This is a genomic window from Streptomyces sp. NPDC043854 (assembly GCF_056436005.1).
In genome coordinates this window covers 63,049-78,694 of sequence record NZ_JBWKDK010000005.1, presented here as the reverse complement: position 1 = coordinate 78,694, position 15,646 = coordinate 63,049, and the positions used below count along the sequence as shown (strand labels likewise).

Sequence of the window (15,646 nt, the reverse complement as noted above, 5' to 3'; positions counted from 1 at the left end):
CATGGTCCGCGAGGCTTCCGTCGAGAACCTTGTCCGCGCGGCCCGGGACGCCGGGGTGACCGACGCGCGGCTGTTGGAGGCCGTCCGGACCGTCCCGCGGGCCGAATTCGTACCCGCTGCCGAGGCGGGCTCCGCGTACCGGGACATCCCCGTGCCCCTGCCCCGCGGCCAGGTGACCACGCAGCCCTCGCTGGTCGCCATGATGGTCGCCGCGCTCGGCCTGACCGGCCGCGAGCGGGTTCTGGAGATCGGGACGGGCTTCGGCTGGCAGACCGCGCTGCTGTCCCGCCTGGCCAGGCATGTGGTCAGTGTCGAACGCTGGCCGGAGCTGGTCGTGGAGGCCCGCCGACGGCTGGCGGCGCAGGGGTTCGGCACCGCGGAGGTCGTTCTCGGCGACGGCACACTGGGCTGGCCGGACGGGGCCCCGTACGACGCAGTCCTGGTCTGCGCGGCGTTTCCGCAGGTTCCGGATCCGCTGGTGGCACAGTTGCGCGTCGGCGGGCGGCTGGTCCAGCCGGTGGGCCCGGGCGGGCGGGAGCAGGTGGAACTGTAGCGCCTGCCCGGGGGCCTGGGGCGCCGCCGGACGGTTGTCTCGGCCTGTTTCGTCCGCTTGTACGGCGCCCACGGCTACGCCGAGGGCAGCGCCTAGGCCAGAGCCGCCCCACCAGCCGCCGGTACGGGCGAGTCGCCCGCGAACACCCGGGCGCGCGGCCGGTCGGCAGCCGCGCATGTCATCCGACTTTCCCCGGGTTCTTTACCCAACCGAGATATTTCACGGCGTGTCCGAAAACCACCGGCCCGCATCCGGCGTGAACAATGGTCCGTCGTCGAGAGCCGGTACGCATGTCACCGAAAGCAGCCTTCCCGGCCGCTCCTGCATCTGAATGCGGAAGGGATCACGATTGCCCTGCTCCACAACTGACCGGCGCAAGCCCGTCAAGAACAGAACCCGACGCGCTCCCCACTCCATCGCTTTTGTGCTCATAATCTCCCTGGCCACGGTATCCGCCCCGGCCACGCCCGCCGAGGCAGCCTCCCCGTACGGCGCCAAAGCCGTCGCCATCGCCGCCTCCAAAGAGGGCGCGCCCTATGTCTATGGCGCCACGGGGCCCAGGGAATTCGACTGCTCGGGCCTCACCCTCTACGCCTTCCGAAAGGCAGGGCGGAAACTCCCCCGGACCGCCGCGCAGCAATACCGGAGCACCCACCACATTTCGCGTCAACAGCGCGCCGCGGGAGACCTGGTCTTCTTCACCGCAGGCTCAACCATTTCCCACGTGGGCATTTACGCCGGCCACAACAAGATCTGGCACGCGCCCCGGCCCGGCACACGCGTACGGCTGGAACGGATCTGGACCGGGAATGCCCGCTACGGCCGCGCCAACTGACCTGCGTCCTCAGGGCATGGGCAGCGGGTTTGGGCCTCGGCCCGGCGAACACGGGCCAAGCCCACACCGGCCGGTTCCGTGGCGACGTGCGATGGGGTGGTCACGGTGATCACGGGGTCTTGCGCCGGATCGCGCCAGCCTCGGCGAGCCAGTAGATCATGGCGTTTGACGTACGCGTCGGCCCGTTTCGCCGCCCGGGCCGGCCCTCGCACGTGGTGTTCAGCTCGCCCATCGCCGTGACGAACTGCGCGTCGGAGGTGGAGTTCGCCCCGCCTTGAACGCGGTGGTGCAGTCGCGCTCCGCCGCGGAGAGCGTCGCGTGGCCGAGCCGGAGGTCCGGACGGTGAGCACCGTCGTGCCGACCGCGGCCGCAGGGCCAGCGCGTAGGCCAGTTCGATCCTCACCAGGGGCCACGCCGCGTCCGGCCGCCATCTGCACGTGCTGGTCATGGGGTTGAGCGGGCCGAGGCAGCCGTCCGAACTCATCAGGAGGTAGATGCCTCCCGCGCCCAGCGCCGGGTCCGGCGTGTGCAGGTGGGCCAGTGCCGGCCCGGCCCGGCAGACGAGGCCGCCCGCAAGCCCCTCAAACGCCGGCACCGGCGCCGGGCACGGGGCGTTTCATGGCCGGCCGCCGTCGTCGAGCAGTCCTCGGCAGGCCCGAGGCGGGTCTGCCGCTCGGCCTCGTCGACCGCCGAACCGGGGATACCCTCCGAAGGGGGCCTGCGCCTGCTCGCCTCCCGGGCGGCCACGCAAGGAGCCGACTCGCCGCGCAGCCCTCCACGAGGAGCTGAAGCCCTTCGATGGCTGCCCCGCGGACGGGGCCGCCGAGAGGACAGGGTGCGATCATGAGCCGAATCCTGGTGACCGGTTCCGCGGACGGCCTCGGACGCGCTGCGGCGGACGCGCTGCTGTCCGAAGGACACGAGGTCGTGGTGCACGCCCGGAACCACGAACGCGCCGCGGCCCTCCGCGCGCTGGTCGACGGCGGCGCGGACATCGTCGTCGGCGACTTCACGGAGCGTGACGCCGTAGTGCGTATCGCCGCCGAGCTGAACGGGGCGAAGCCGCTCGACGCGGTCATCCACAACGCGGGCGTGTGGAGCGGGCCGGCGGTCATGCCGGTCAACATCGTCGCGCCGTACCTGCTCACGGCCCTGCTGCGCGGGCCACGCCGACTGGTGTACGTGAGCAGCGGCTCGCACTTCGGCGGACGCCCCTCGCTGGCCGGGGTCGACTGGCGGGGCGAGAGCCCCGGCTCGTACTCCGACAGCAAGCTGTTCGTCACGACGCTCGCGGCCGCCGTGGCCCGCCTGCGCCCCGGGGTGCTGAGCAACGCCGTGGACCCGGGCTGGGTGCCGACCAGGATGGGCGGACCCGACGCACCGGACGATCTCGAGCTCGGCCATCGGACCCAGGAGTGGCTCGCCTCCAGCGACGACCCCCAGGCCCTGGTCACCGGCGGGTACTGGTACCACCGGGGGCTGCTGCAGCCGCATCCCGCCGTCCACGACGAGGCGTTCCAGGACCGTCTCCTGCACACGCTGGCCGAGGAGACGGACACCGCGCTCTGACGGTTCCCCGTGTCAGTCCCTGAGCAGCAGGACCAGGACGGCCAGTGCGACACCCAGTACCAAGGCGGCAACCCCGTAGACCACACGGTGGTTGCGGAGCCCCGGGACGAAGTGGTCCAGTGCGAAGCGGCCGGGGCCGGTGATGGCCAGCGTCGCCGCAGCAGCCGTGATCAGGCATTCGAACTCGATGCCCTGCTGGCCGATCACATCGCCGGCCCACTTCACCGCGATGGCGTTGATCATGATGCCGACGATCGCGGCGCCGGCCAGCGGGGTGAGCAGACCGAGCACCAGGCCCAGGCCGCCCAGCGTCTCGGTGAGGCCGGCGATCACGGCCATGGTCGCGCCGGCCGGGTAGCCGTCCTGCTCGAAGAACTCTCCGGTGGCGTCGATCCCGGGGCCGTCGAACCACCCGAACAGCTTCTGGGTGCCGTGCAGGGCCATGATCAGGCCGAGCACGAGGCGGAGCAGGGGCAGGCCGACGTCGTACGGCGTCGTGGGGCGGGTCGGGGTACGGGGGTCGGGGTAGACAGGTGAGGTGGGCATCCCGGCACTTTCTGTGGGATGGGCGGGACAGAGGCAGCAGCCCCGCCCCCGGTGACATTGGATGCACTCAGAGTGATGAAAAGCCGGGCGAAATGCGCGGTACGCGCGTACGCATGTCGGCCGAACAGTGACAGCGGTGAATGCTTTGGCAGCCAGCCGTGCCGACGAGGCTCACGTCACGGGCGGGTGAAGCCGGGCCCCGACTCGGCCGGGCCGAGGGTGCGCACGACGCGGGCGGGGTTCCCGACGGCCAGCACTCCCGGCGGCAGGTCCTTGACGACCACGGATCCCGCACCCACCACCGTGTCCTCGCCGATGGTGACGCCGGGGCAGACGACCACACCGCCGCCCAGCCAGACGTTGTCGCCGAGGGTGACGGGCAGGCCGCGTTCCCAGCCGGCCTTCCTGAGTGCGGGGTCCAGGGCGTGTGTGGGGGTCAGCAGCTGGACGTACGGGCCGATCTGAACGTCCGCGCCCATGGTGACCGGGGCGGTGTCGAGGAAGACCGCGCCGAAGTTCACGAACGTACCGGCGCCGATCCGGATGTGGTAGCCGAAGTCGCAGTGGAACGGCGGCCGGATCCGAACCCCGTCGCCCACCGAGCCGAGCAGCTCCCTGAGGATGGCGTCACGGCGTTCGGGCGGCAGCACGCCCGGCGCGTTGTACCGGGCGCAGAGTTCGGCGCGGGCCTGGCTGTCCGCGAGGAGTTCGGGGTCGTCGGGCAGGAACCAGTCGCCGTCCAGCATGCGGCGCTTGTTCTCGCCCACGGGGTGACCTCCGGGTCGGAAGCCGGCGGCGGCCGCGAGGCCGTCTGTGCGTACGACGTGCCGGCGGCTACGGTTCACACTCGCCGAGCACCGGAGCGGCGTCAAGACGGGCAGCCCGAGGCAGACCGGACCGAGGTGCGACGTCGTGGAGCGATGCCTCAACGCCGGGCCGGCGGCCGGGAGCGGCTTGGTCGGATCAAGCCGCCGCCCTGGTGGGCCCGGCGGCCGCCGTCGGGCCTGGCAGCCGTCCTGCCGGCACCGCCGCGGCCGGCTCTACCATCGCTGTACGAGGGAGGCCCTCGACACCGATGCCGACGCCGACGCCGACGGCGTCCCCGGAGGTCTGCCAGCGCATCGATGCAGCCCACCGCTGACGAGGAGGCACCGTGGAACCGGCACTGCTCACCGCCGCCGTCGTCCTCGCAGTCCTGGTGGTCCGCACCGCGGTCGGCGAACTCAGGGAGCCCGGCCGGGGCCGAGCCGACTGGGCGTTCCTCACGAACCGGCAGGCCCTCGCGGCCGGGGCGGTCGTCGCCCTGGTGGCCGGCTTCCTCGGCTGGGAGCACGGCGGGGGCCAGGGCCTGGTCTGGGGGGTCTTGGCCGGTGTCCTGGTCGCGTACGCCATGGGCGCCCGCAACCGCAGCGGCTGAACCCGGGATCGGCTGTGACAACTCACCGAACCTGTTCGGCCCCAGGGCGGAAGGTGAAGCCGGGGTCGGGATTCGGCTGCCGGGACGCCCTGTCCGCAGATGCCGCCACCAGGTCTGGGACGAGCGTGACGCCGTCGGGCGACCGCGGGAGCAGGCACCGCGGCTGATCCGCAGCGGCAGTCACACCGGCGGGGACGGTGAACCGCCACACCCGCACCGGCTCGCCGCCGACGTCCGCCGGTCAGGCCGCATCGGGCCTCGACGCGGCGGGCGGACCGCTCGGGCGTAAGCTTCGCTCAGCACGGACGCGGCGCGTGGGGGGCGGCAGGGCACATGACGGCTGAGGCAGAACAGAGGTGGGGGTCGACCCTCGATTCCGTCGTGGTGTACGCGCAGGGCGCGGTCTGCCGTCGGCTGGCCCGGGGCACCGTGCCGCCGGACGGCCGGCTGCGGGTGACGGGACTGCCCCGCTCGCTCGACCCGGGTTCCCTGCGGGCCCGTGTCCTGCACTCCCCCGGCGTACGCGTCACCGAGGCCCGGGTGGAGGTCGAGGCCGAGCCGCTCGGCACCGGCACCGGCACCGGCACGCCCGACGCGTTGCGGTACGAGGTCGAGCGGCTGCGCGACGAGTACGCGGCCGCTCAGGGGCGCCGGGACCGGCAGCTGGGGCTGATCGCGGAGGTCAGGGGGCTGCATCCGGCGCCACCGGCCCGCAGGCGCGAGGACCCGCACCGCCGTACCCCGGTCGACGCATGGCTGGAGCTCGCCGACTTCGTCGACGAGCGGCTGACGGGACTGCACACCCGACTCGTCGAGCTGGAGGAGGCGCTGCTCCGCGTCGGGCACGAGCTCTCCGTCGCCGCGGACCGGCTCGCCCGCGCCTCCACGGATGCGCCGTCAGCGCACGTGGAAACCACGGTCTCCGCGGTCCTGAGCCTCGACGGCACCGGTGGCGCGGAGCAGGAGCAGGAACTGGAGCTGGAGCTGGAGTACGGGGTGCCGGGCGCCGTCTGGGTGCCGGCCTACCGTCTCACCCACCGTCAGGGCGACGACACCGGCCGTCTGGTGCTGCGCGCCTCCGTCGCTCAGCGCACCGGCGAGGACTGGACCGGCGTACGCATCGCCCTGGCCACCGCCGACCTTCGGCGCCGCACCGACCTGCCGAGGCTTCGCTCGCTCCGGATCGGGCGCCGTCAGCCCGCCCCGGCGCCGTCCGGCTGGCGCGAGCCGCCGGCCGGGCTCGCCGACCTGTTCGCCGGGTACGAGGCAGCCGGCCCCCGCCCGGCCACGACCGCCGCACCTGTCATGGTCGGGGCCGGCTCCGCGTCCGGTCCCGTTCCGCCGCCGGTTGCGCCGCCCCCGCCCCCGCCCCCGGTACCGCAGGGCTACGGCGGGCCGCCCGCTGCGCTCCCGGTACCCGGCGGGGCAGCGCCCGACTTCGCGCTGCCGGGGCGGTCGCAGCCGGACGGCAGGCCTCGTGGCGGTGGCAGGTCCGTTACGGCCCCGGCCCCCATGGCGCCTGCGGCGCCCGGCCGGGCTGCGCCGGCTCCGGTATCGGCTCCGGCACCTGCACCTGTACCGCCTGCCGGTCCGCCGCAGCCGAGCGACGCCGAACTCGACTACGCCGCTCTCGTCCTGTGCGGCCCCGCCGAACAAGGCGGTCGCAGAGGCAGGCTGTTCCCGGGATCTCCCTCCGACCCGGCGGCGGGCGAGTACCGCCGCCGTGCCGAAGCGGTGTCCGCGCTGCCGCTGCCCGGACACGCCGTGCGTCCCCGCGAGTCGGCGGGTTCCTTCGACCACCGCTTCGACGCCGCCGCGCGTGCCGACATTCCCTCGGACGGAACCTGGCACTCCGTCACCGTCGCCTCGATCCCGGTCGGGCTGCGCACCGAGTACCTGTGCGTACCGTCCGTGGAGCAGACCGTGTACGCGACACTCGTACTCTCCAACACCACCGACCAGGCCCTGCTGGCCGGCCCCGTGGAGGTCGCCGTCGACGACGACTTCCTGCTGACCGCCGCACTGCCCACGCTCGCGCCCGGAGGCGTCTGCCGGGTGGGGCTCGGGCCGGCCGAGGGGGTCCGGGTCACCCGGCGCACGAACCTGCACGAGTCCACCGCGGGCCTGCGCAACAACACCACCGTGCTCGACCACCGGGTCCACGTGGAACTGGCCAACCGGCTCGCGAGGCCCGTCACCGTCGAGGTCCGCGAGCGGGTGCCGGTCAGCTCCGAACCGGACGTCCGGATCGAGGAACGGGCCGACTGGACGGCACCCGAGACCGGCGCCGGGCAGGAGCACCATGCCCCGGGCACCCGCGTCTGGCGGGTGGACCTGCCCGCCTGCGGCACCGCTGCCCTCGACGGCGGCTACGAGATCCGCATCCCGGCCGGCAAGGCCCTGGTCGGCGGCAACCGCAGGAGCTGACACACGCCATGTCCACGACACCGAAGCCGATCGCCCTCCCCGTCACCGCCGTCACCTGCCTGGAGGATCGCGCCCACATCGAGCGCGCCGTCGTGCTCGACCTGGAGGCCGGGGTCCAGCGACTGCGTCTCGGGCCGGTCAGTGCGCTGGCCGTCGACCGCACCCTCCATGCCGAACTGACCGCCGATCACCCCGCGACCGTGCTCGACCTCCGGATCGTCCGCACCTGGACGCCACGCGGGCCGCTGCCGTCCGCCGACGACGACTCCGCCCTGCGGCACCGCGTACACGCCCTCGAAGAGGAGCGGATCGCCCTGGAGCAGCGCCGCGATCGCCTGCACACCCGCCTTGACCTGCTCGGCCGCCTCGCCGCCGATCTCCTGCGGGAGATACGCGAAGGTGCCGGCTCGGGGGAGACCGATGCGCCCCGCTGGGCTCGCGAACTGGACCGGGTGGACTCCGAGCGCGACGCGCACGCCGGGCAACTCCGCGCCGTGGAGGCCCGGCTGGCCGCGCTCGATGCCGAACTCCGCGAGGTCGAGCGGGCCATGGCCCTCTCCGAGGAAGAGCCCGCCGAACTGGTCGGCCACATCGAGCTGACCGTGGAGGCCGCGGCCGCCGGGCCGGTCGGACTGCGCCTGAGCCACCTCACCGCGTGTGCGCTGTGGCGGCCTGCCTACCGGGCCGTGCTCGACGGCGACTCCCTGACGCTGGAGAGCGACGCGGTGGTCTGGCAGCGCACCGGCGAGGACTGGTCGGACGTACGACTGACGTTGTCGACGGCCCGGTCGGCGCTGGCCACCGATCCCCCGCGGCTGGGCGAGGACCGGCTGACGCTCAAGGACCGCACCGCCGCGGAACGCCGCACGGTCGACGTCGAGCTGCGCGAGGAGGAGATCGGGGACCTCGGCCCGTCCCCGGTGCTCGGCCTGCCGGGGGTGGACGACGGCGGCGAGACGCGGGTGCTGGGCGCCCCCTCCCTCGTCTCCGTGCCCGCCGACGGCCGCGCCCACCGGGTGCCGCTCTCCGCCTTCACCACGCCCGCGACCAGCGAGTACGCCTGCTCGCCCGAGCTGTCCCCGCTGGTCACCCAGGTGGTGCGGTTCGGCAACCTGTCGGGCCACGCGCTGCTCGCCGGACCCGTGGACCTGGTGCGCGGCAGCGGATTCAGCGGCCGCGGCACACTGGACTTCACCGCCCCCGGCGCCCCCGTCGAGCTCGCCTTCGGCAGCTGCGACGACCTCCGCGTGGTCCGGCATGCCCAGGAAGCCCGCGATACCGCCGGCATCACGCAGCGGACGGTGGTCACCCGCACCGTCCGGCTGCACCTGTCCCGGTTCTCCGCCCCCGGGGAGCACGGCGAACGGATGGTCGCGGTCCGTGAGCGGATCCCGGTCTCCGAGGTCTCGGCGGTTCAGGTGCGCCTGCGCAAGGAGGCCTGCTCCCCGACGCCGCCCGACATGGTCGACGCCGAAGGGATCGCCCGCTGGGACATCGCCCTCCCGCCCGGCGGCCGCCGCTCCGTCACCCTGGTCTACGAGCTGTCCGCGAGCGCCAAAGTCGCCGGGCTCTGAGCCCGGCGGTGCGGAACCGGGGCCGCGGCGGCACAGCGGTGTGGTCGCCGGGCGGAACGAACGGAGCGGCAGCGGCCGGTGTGGCGGCCGTCCGCTGCCGACGTGTCCGGCCGGAACCGGCCGGAATCAGCAGGTGATGGTGACCTCGTGGACAACCGGGTTGGCGGACCGGGGGAAGGAGGCCACGCCGAACGTGCCGCGGATGGTCGAGCCGCACGGGACGGCGCCGCCGACACCGCGTATCTCGAGGTTCGTGGAGGCGAAGATCACCGGCCTGGTCTGTGTCTCGGCCGAGGTGGTGCCGACGATCTGCGCGGAGAGCGTCGTGAACAACTCCTTCGGGGCAGGAGCCGGGCTGCCCGGGGAGGGCGGGCCGGCGAGGCCTACCGTGCCGTAGAACTCGACGGTGGTTCCCGTGATCTCGGCGCAGACCCGGGTGGCCAGGCCGGCCTGAAGACCCGACGCCCCACAGGAGGTGACGGTCTCGGTGACGGCGGCCGGGGGCGTGGCAGCAGCCGCAGGTGTGATCGCTAAGACGGTCAGACCTGCGGCACCGGCCGCGAGAAGAGCGAAGCGGTTCATGGGATTCTCCTTGCCGTGATGAGCGTTCGAGGGGTTGCCCCCTCGAACGCCTGATGTCATGTGAAATATCACACGGCATAAGAATACAAGGTGATCCCGCCGGAGGCGGGCATGGGCAGGTGCTTCGCTCGTGCGGGCTTCGACAGCCCGGATGGGAGGCGCCCATGCCCGCCTGACAAGGGAGGCCCTACGCCATGACCTTGCCGACACCTCCCAGGGCCTGGGCGCTGCGCCGGTCGATCTGCCAGAGCTGGCCTTCGCGGTTGCTGACGTAGATCTTGCCGTTGACGGTGTCCAGCGCGAGCCCCTCGCACGCGCCCAGGCCGGTGGCCACCACACGCTGGGCGCCGTCGGCCAGGGTGACCTCGTACAGGCGCCCGTTCAGGTGGTCGACGGCGTAGGCCTTGCCGGCGCCGTCGAGTTCCACGCGTATGGTGCTCGCCCCGGGAAGGCTGGTCACGACGCGGTGGGTGCCGTCGGCCAGGTTGACCTCGTACAGCTTGGCGCCGCCGTCCGTCTGGCCGACGTACGCCTTGCCCTTCCCGTCCAGCGCCACGCCGGCGATGCCCGCCCCCAGGCCGCCGGCGGTCGTGGTCTTCTGTCCGGTCCGTATGTCGACCGAGATCAGCTGGCCGTCGATCCAGTTGGCGACGCAGGCCTTGCCCGTGCCGTCCCGCGCGACGCCGTACGCGCCCGTGACGCCGGCGACCGCTCGGAACGAGCCGCTGGACAGGTCCACTTCGAGCAGGCGGGCGTTGCCGTAGTCGGTGGTGTAGGCCTTGCCCGACCCGTCCACCGTCACATCGCCGATGTCGCCCAGGTTGCTCGCAACCGTGCGCTGGGCGCCCGTGGCGAGATTCACCGCGGACAGCTTCTGCCCGCCGCGGTCGGCCACGTACGCCGTGTTCTGCGACGGGTCCACCGCAAGTCCTTCGGACGTGCCCAGACCCGTGGCGATCAGCGCGAAGGCCCTGCCGCTGCCACCGATCCTCGGCATGTCCTCATCGCTGATCTCCACCTTCAGCGGTCCGAGCGCCTTCATGGTCGACGATGCCATGGTGGACGTCGAGCCGGGGTCTTCGGAGAGTTGGCGCTGCGCGGCGGCGATGTCCCGGGAGTTCCGGAAGAGGGGGCCGAGGAACCCCATGACATCGAACGCGCCGTGCGCCGTCTGGCGCACGAGCCACGGGTCGCGCTGGCTCTCCAGCTTGCGCACTTCCTCCGAGACCTTCCCGGCGCCGGGAGTGTCCTTGTTGAGGGCTTCAGCTGACTGTCGGGCGGAATCGGCCTCGTCTCCGCTGTTGTCGAAGATGTTCTTGAACGACATGGGTTTCCCCTCCCTGCCTTCCCGGTGGACATGGAATCGCCCCTGCTACAGGGGCTGTTTCTGATTCTTGTAATCAAGCTCTTCCGGCTGGAAGACCCGGTGTTCCCCGGTGCGGACGGCGACCACTTCGACCTGCCCCTTCTGCATGAACCGCCTTCCTTCGTCGGCCAGGTCGAAGTGGGCCGGATCGTCGGCGGCCTCACCGAGCTTCCACGCGATCACATGGGCGTACTGCGGTTCCTTGGCCTGCGGAGGCGTCTCCTTCACCTGAACCGGCTCCGGGTAGTACAGGGCGACCCACCCGCCGAAGGTGACGGGGAACTGGTAGTCGAACCGCCTCACTTCACGCCGGGTCGTGGCCAGGATGTCGGCGCGGCTGCTGATTTCCAGGCTGATCGACGACTGGTGCTTCCACTCGGTGGTCAGCGACCCGCTGACGGAGCCGGTGATCCCGAGCAGCAGCTCTCCCCACAGTTCGCCCGTGCCCGTGGCCGAACCCGTGGCCGTCGTCGTGCTCTTCGTCTCCGTCTGGGACTCCGTGTTGACGCCCTGGTTGTCCTTGCTGTTGAGCAGGGTGGTCTTCTGGTACTGCGTCGCCTCCATCGCCTTCTGCAGTTGCTGCTGCAGCGATGCGATGGATTTCGCTCCGAAGGTCAGTTTCACCTCCCCTTGGAGCGACCAGCTGATCGTGTTCGAGATCGCGAACTCGACCGTGTCGGTCACGGTGACCTTGATGGGGTCGGTTCCGTTGATGTACGTCTGCTTGGAGATCAGGTCCGGAGGGGGCTGCTCGATGTTGCCCTCCTCCTCGACGACCGGCACTCCTACGTTCATGTAGGCGCGCCAGCCGCGCTCGTGCGCCGTCGCCTCCGTCTCGGGGAAGTCGCCGTAGCGGACCTTGTTCAGGGAGAAGCCGATGGGGCTGACGGGCTCGCCCCCACCCTGGGGGTTCCGCTTCAGTGCGTTCCTCAGCAGGTTCCGCTGCAGGATGGAAGGCGCCTTCGCGGCAATGTCGAGTTCCTGCTGATTTCGCGTGGTCAGCGGGTGACGCATGAACACATCGCCGATATAGGCCCTGCCCACATCGTTCTTCACACTGCTGTTGCCCACGTCTTTCAGACCTCCTTGCGTCGCAGAACCGAATGACTCGTCAGCGATGGTTTGTGTCTTCGTTCCGTACGGCGGTTCCGATCAGGGCGAACGTACGCGTCCGGCGCAGGGTGAACACCAAGCCGAACCGGCCGCGGGGCGAGAACCGGACAGAGTCCGCTGATCACGTGCGCGATCACCCTCGGGCGGGCGGGGGGCTGACCCGTCTGCCGCCATCTGCACCCATTTACTTGGCCCTTGGGACCGGGATCCGGGGCGCGGGACATGGCCGGAACCGTGGTCCCGTGACTACTCCGAGGAGTCAAACCCATCCCTTCCGGCTCGATTTGACCCCGATCGCCTGTTCTACTCCGACTTGGGAGCCGACAGGATCGCGTCGCCACCGAGGATGCGGCGGCCGGCCGCCGCTTCACATGTATCTGCGCCGACGGAACGCGCGCGCCCGTCACCCCGACGTGCCGGCTGCCCACAGCTCGGGGAGCGCGTGCGGGCCCGCCCCGAGAAAGGCACCCGCCGGGGCGGAACGCCCCACCCCCGAAGCCGCGCCGCCGGTTCCTCGACCTCAGGCCTCGGGACCAACCTTCAGGCCAGTCCGGAAGGGGCTCGAAACCCGAGGTCAGAGAGCGGCACGGTCAGCAACGCGCGAACAGCCGGCGGTCACGGCACCGGCGGTCATGCCTTGCATATGGATTCGCTCACTCGGATGGGCGATCGCGCCATGCCAATCACGCAGAACCACTCCGGGAGCCCGGACACATCACGGCACTCGGCCCCGCCCTCGACCAGGCGATCACCGAACTCGATTGCGGAACCGCGCCGTTGAACGCCTGGAGGGGCCGGAACCACGGTCGTGCGCGGACCGTTCCGACCCCACCCCGCCGGGCTCTGCACGGCAAGACGGCTTCGCCCCCAAACCCCGGGCAGAACACGGCATAAGCCCTGGTGACCGGGCCCCCACGCGGTCCTGCGGCCCGCTCGCGCGGCAGTTGCCGAACACCGTCACGGCTTCGCATGGTGTGGACACGGCCACGGATCGTGCCCGAATCACGTGTCTTGGCACAAAAAATGCAGTCCTCTGGGTTTAGGTGGCTATTTTTCCGTTTTGCTTCGAACATGGGTTGTGAGACGATCTTCAGGGAGCGAGAGATGACGGGAAAGCAGGTCAGCGAAGTGCCCCCTCCGGCGGAGGAGCTCTCAGCCGAAGGGGGCGGGCCGACCGGTCCCTCCACGAACGTGGAAGAGGCCTTCGCCCGGTTGCTCGCCGACGTCACCCACGTGCACCCCGTGTCCGTGGATGCCGACTTCTTCGCCGACCTGGGGGCCGATTCCCTGGTCATGGCCCACTTCTGCGCCCTGGTCAGGAAGCATGCGGACCTGCCGCCCGTGTCCATGAAGGACGTCTACCGGAACCCCACGATCAGCAGCCTGGTGACTGCAGTCGCACCGGCCACACCCGCAATTTCCGACGCCTTCCCGGCCACACCCGGCACAGCCGCCGCCGCGCCCGGCCCGCTCGAGGCCCCGCCCCCGACCGCGCGCGGCAAGCCCCACTTCCACCTCTGCGGCGCGCTCCAGCTCGTGGCGTTCCTCGCCTACTCCAGCCTCCTGACCTACGCAGCGGCCCGTGGCTACATATGGATCGCCGCCGGTGACGGCGTGGCCGCGGAGTACCTGCGCGGGGTGGTGGCCGGTGCGGTGGTCTTCCTCTTCCTCTGCGCCTTCCCGGTCCTCGTGAAGTGGACCCTCGTCGGCAGGTGGAAACCCGTCCGGCTCCGCGTCTGGAGCCTGGCCTACTTCCGCTTCTGGATCGTCCGGACACTCGTCCGGGCCAACCCCCTGGTCCTTTTCGTCGGCTCGCCGCTGTACGTGCTCTATCTCAGAGCCCTCGGGGCGCGGATCGGGCGCGGCGTCACCGTCTTCTCCCGGATCGTGCCCGTGTGTACGGACCTGCTCGCCATCGGCGACGGTTCCGTGATCCGCAAGGACGTCCACTTCAGCTGCTACCGGGCCCACGACGGCCTGATCGAGACCGGCCCGGTCACCCTGGGCAGGGACGCGGTGGTCGGCGAGGCCTCCGTCCTCGACATCGGGACGTCGCTCGGGGACCGCGCCCAGCTCGGCCACGCCTCCGCACTCCACACCGGACAGTCGGTGCCGCCGGGTGAGCGCTGGCACGGATCGCCCGCCGTCCCCACCGACACCGACTTCCTGGCGGTGGCTCCGGCCCGGTGCGGCACCGTGCGAAGGGCCCTGCACAGCCTCCTGCAGCTCCTGGCCGCCCTGCTGGTCTACCTCCCGGCCGTGGCCGGCGGCGCGTGGCTCATCCTAGACAACGTCCCCCAGTTCACCTCCGCCCTGGCGCCGGGCCCGACGGCCCTGGCGACCTGGCAGTTCTACGTCGAGGCGCTGGTGGCGTCCCTGCTGCTGTTCTTCGGCGGCCTGGCGCTCGCCCTCCTCGCGGTCGCCACCGTGCCGCGGCTGCTGAGCCGGGCCCTCACCCCGGACCGCGTCTACCCCCTGTACGGACTCCACTACGGTGTGTACCGGGTGATCGCGCTGGTGAGCAACCGGCGCTTCCTGACGCGGCTGTTCGGCGACAGCTCGGCGATCGTCCACTACCTGGGCGGCATCGGCTACGACCTCTCCCCCGTCGAGCAGACCGGCTCGAACTTCGGCACGGAGGTGCGGCACGAGACTCCGCACCTGGCGACCGTGGGTCGTGGCACCATGATCGCCGACGGGTTGTCGATCAACAACGCCGACTTCTCGAGCACCTCCTTCCGGGTGTCCCGGGTCTCGATCGGCGCACGCAACTTCCTCGGGAACCGGATCTCCTACCCCTCCCGGGGCCGGACCGGCGACAACTGCCTGCTCGCGACCAAGGTCATGGTGCCGGTCGACGGGGAGCTCCGGGAGGGGGTGGGGCTGCTGGGCTCGCCCAGCTTCGAGATCCCCCGGTCGGTCCGCAGGGACGGGGCGCTCACCGGCCCGGAGGGCGCCGAGGCGGCACGCCGGCTCCTGCCCGCCAAGAACCGGCACAACGTGGCCACGATGAGCCATTTCCTGGCCGTGCGCTGGTTCCAGCTCTTCGTCGTCTCGCTGCTCTACGCGATCGGCGCCGAGGCCTACGACGAGCTCGGCGGTGCGGCGGTCGTCCTGGCCAACTTCGCCGCCCTCGTGTTCAGCGTCGCGTACCTCGTCCTCACCGAACGCGTGGTCGCGGCCCGGAACCGGCCCGGCCCGCTGTACTGCTCGATCTACGACCGGCGGTTCTGGCAGCGGGAACGCTACTGGAAGGTCCCCTCGGAGTCCTACGTGCGCCTGTTCAACGGCACCCCGTTCAAGCCGCTGCTGTGGCGGCTGCTCGGCGTCCGCATCGGCCGCCGGGTCTTCGACGACGGCTGCGCCTTCCCCGAGCGGCCGATGGTCACCATCGGCGACGAGTGCACCCTGAACGCGGCATGCGCCGTCCAGTGCCACTCGCAGGAGGACGGCGCCTTCAAATCGGACCGCAGCGTGATCGGCGCCCGCTGCACGCTCGGGATCAACGCCCTCGTGCACTACGGCGTGACGGTCGCGGACGGCGTGGTGCTCGCGCCCGACTCGTTCCTCATGAAGGGCGAGAGCGTCCCGCAGGGGGAGGTCTGGGGCGGAAACCCGGCCCGGAACCTGAACCTGCCCGGCACGGACCCGCGGAGGTGAAAGT

12 protein-coding genes are annotated in these 15,646 nt (G+C 71.5%); 7 read left to right on the top strand and 5 right to left on the bottom strand.

What is annotated here, in order from left to right; genetic code table 11:
* Window position 1: 1 nt before the first annotated feature.
* The 3 genes from AC068A_RS06750 to AC068A_RS06740 all read left to right on the top strand — a co-directional run bounded on the left by AC068A_RS06750 (window position 2) and on the right by AC068A_RS06740 (window position 2,957).
* Window positions 2-553, top strand: coding sequence for a protein-L-isoaspartate(D-aspartate) O-methyltransferase (locus tag AC068A_RS06750; RefSeq protein WP_478581691.1), 552 nt, complete (start codon window positions 2-4; stop codon window positions 551-553).
* A 424-nt stretch (window positions 554-977) separates the two neighbouring features.
* The gene (locus tag AC068A_RS06745) at window positions 978-1,388 is read left to right on the top strand and encodes a C40 family peptidase (protein ID WP_478581688.1); all 411 of its coding nucleotides are present in this window, start codon (window positions 978-980) and stop codon (window positions 1,386-1,388) included.
* Window positions 1,389-2,231: 843 nt separating this feature from the next.
* Window positions 2,232-2,957 (top strand): SDR family NAD(P)-dependent oxidoreductase, encoded by a 726-nt coding sequence (locus AC068A_RS06740; RefSeq protein WP_478581686.1) that lies wholly within the window; start codon window positions 2,232-2,234, stop codon window positions 2,955-2,957.
* Window positions 2,958-2,969: 12 nt separating this feature from the next.
* Here the strand turns inward: AC068A_RS06740 and AC068A_RS06735 are convergent, their stop codons facing one another.
* Complete coding sequence (locus AC068A_RS06735) at window positions 2,970-3,503, bottom strand: DoxX family protein (RefSeq protein ID WP_478581683.1); 534 nt, start codon at window positions 3,501-3,503, stop codon at window positions 2,970-2,972.
* A 176-nt stretch (window positions 3,504-3,679) separates the two neighbouring features.
* Window positions 3,680-4,270, bottom strand: coding sequence for a sugar O-acetyltransferase (locus AC068A_RS06730; protein WP_478581680.1), 591 nt, complete (start codon window positions 4,268-4,270; stop codon window positions 3,680-3,682).
* A 386-nt stretch (window positions 4,271-4,656) separates the two neighbouring features.
* On the opposite strand from AC068A_RS06730, the gene AC068A_RS06725 reads away from it, so the two are divergent.
* The 3 genes from AC068A_RS06725 (at window position 4,657) to AC068A_RS06715 (ending at window position 8,921) form a co-directional block, all read left to right on the top strand.
* Complete coding sequence (locus tag AC068A_RS06725) at window positions 4,657-4,920, top strand: hypothetical protein (RefSeq protein WP_478581678.1); 264 nt, start codon at window positions 4,657-4,659, stop codon at window positions 4,918-4,920.
* Between the two features lie 333 nt (window positions 4,921-5,253).
* On the top strand, window positions 5,254-7,347 hold the full coding sequence (locus AC068A_RS06720; RefSeq protein WP_478581675.1) for a DUF4139 domain-containing protein: 2,094 nt from the start codon (window positions 5,254-5,256) through the stop codon (window positions 7,345-7,347).
* A gap of 8 nt (window positions 7,348-7,355) precedes the next feature.
* Window positions 7,356-8,921, top strand: a complete 1,566-nt coding sequence (locus tag AC068A_RS06715) for a mucoidy inhibitor MuiA family protein (RefSeq protein WP_478581672.1) — start codon at window positions 7,356-7,358, stop codon at window positions 8,919-8,921.
* A 126-nt stretch (window positions 8,922-9,047) separates the two neighbouring features.
* On the opposite strand, the gene AC068A_RS06710 is transcribed toward AC068A_RS06715, so the two are convergent.
* The 3 genes from AC068A_RS06710 to AC068A_RS06700 all read right to left on the bottom strand — a co-directional run bounded on the left by AC068A_RS06710 (window position 9,048) and on the right by AC068A_RS06700 (window position 11,940).
* Complete coding sequence (locus AC068A_RS06710) at window positions 9,048-9,503, bottom strand: hypothetical protein (RefSeq protein ID WP_478581669.1); 456 nt, start codon at window positions 9,501-9,503, stop codon at window positions 9,048-9,050.
* Window positions 9,504-9,690: 187 nt separating this feature from the next.
* Window positions 9,691-10,830 carry an NHL repeat-containing protein gene (locus AC068A_RS06705; protein WP_478581666.1) on the bottom strand — a complete coding sequence of 380 codons (1,140 nt, stop codon included), beginning with the start codon at window positions 10,828-10,830 and terminating at the stop codon, window positions 9,691-9,693.
* Window positions 10,831-10,875: 45 nt separating this feature from the next.
* Window positions 10,876-11,940, bottom strand: coding sequence for a gluconolaconase (locus AC068A_RS06700; RefSeq protein WP_478581663.1), 1,065 nt, complete (start codon window positions 11,938-11,940; stop codon window positions 10,876-10,878).
* 1,146 nt (window positions 11,941-13,086) lie between these two features.
* Between AC068A_RS06700 and AC068A_RS06695 the strand changes: the two genes are divergently transcribed.
* The gene (locus AC068A_RS06695; protein WP_478581660.1) at window positions 13,087-15,642 is read left to right on the top strand and encodes a Pls/PosA family non-ribosomal peptide synthetase; all 2,556 of its coding nucleotides are present in this window, start codon (window positions 13,087-13,089) and stop codon (window positions 15,640-15,642) included.
* Window positions 15,643-15,646 lie beyond the last annotated feature (4 nt).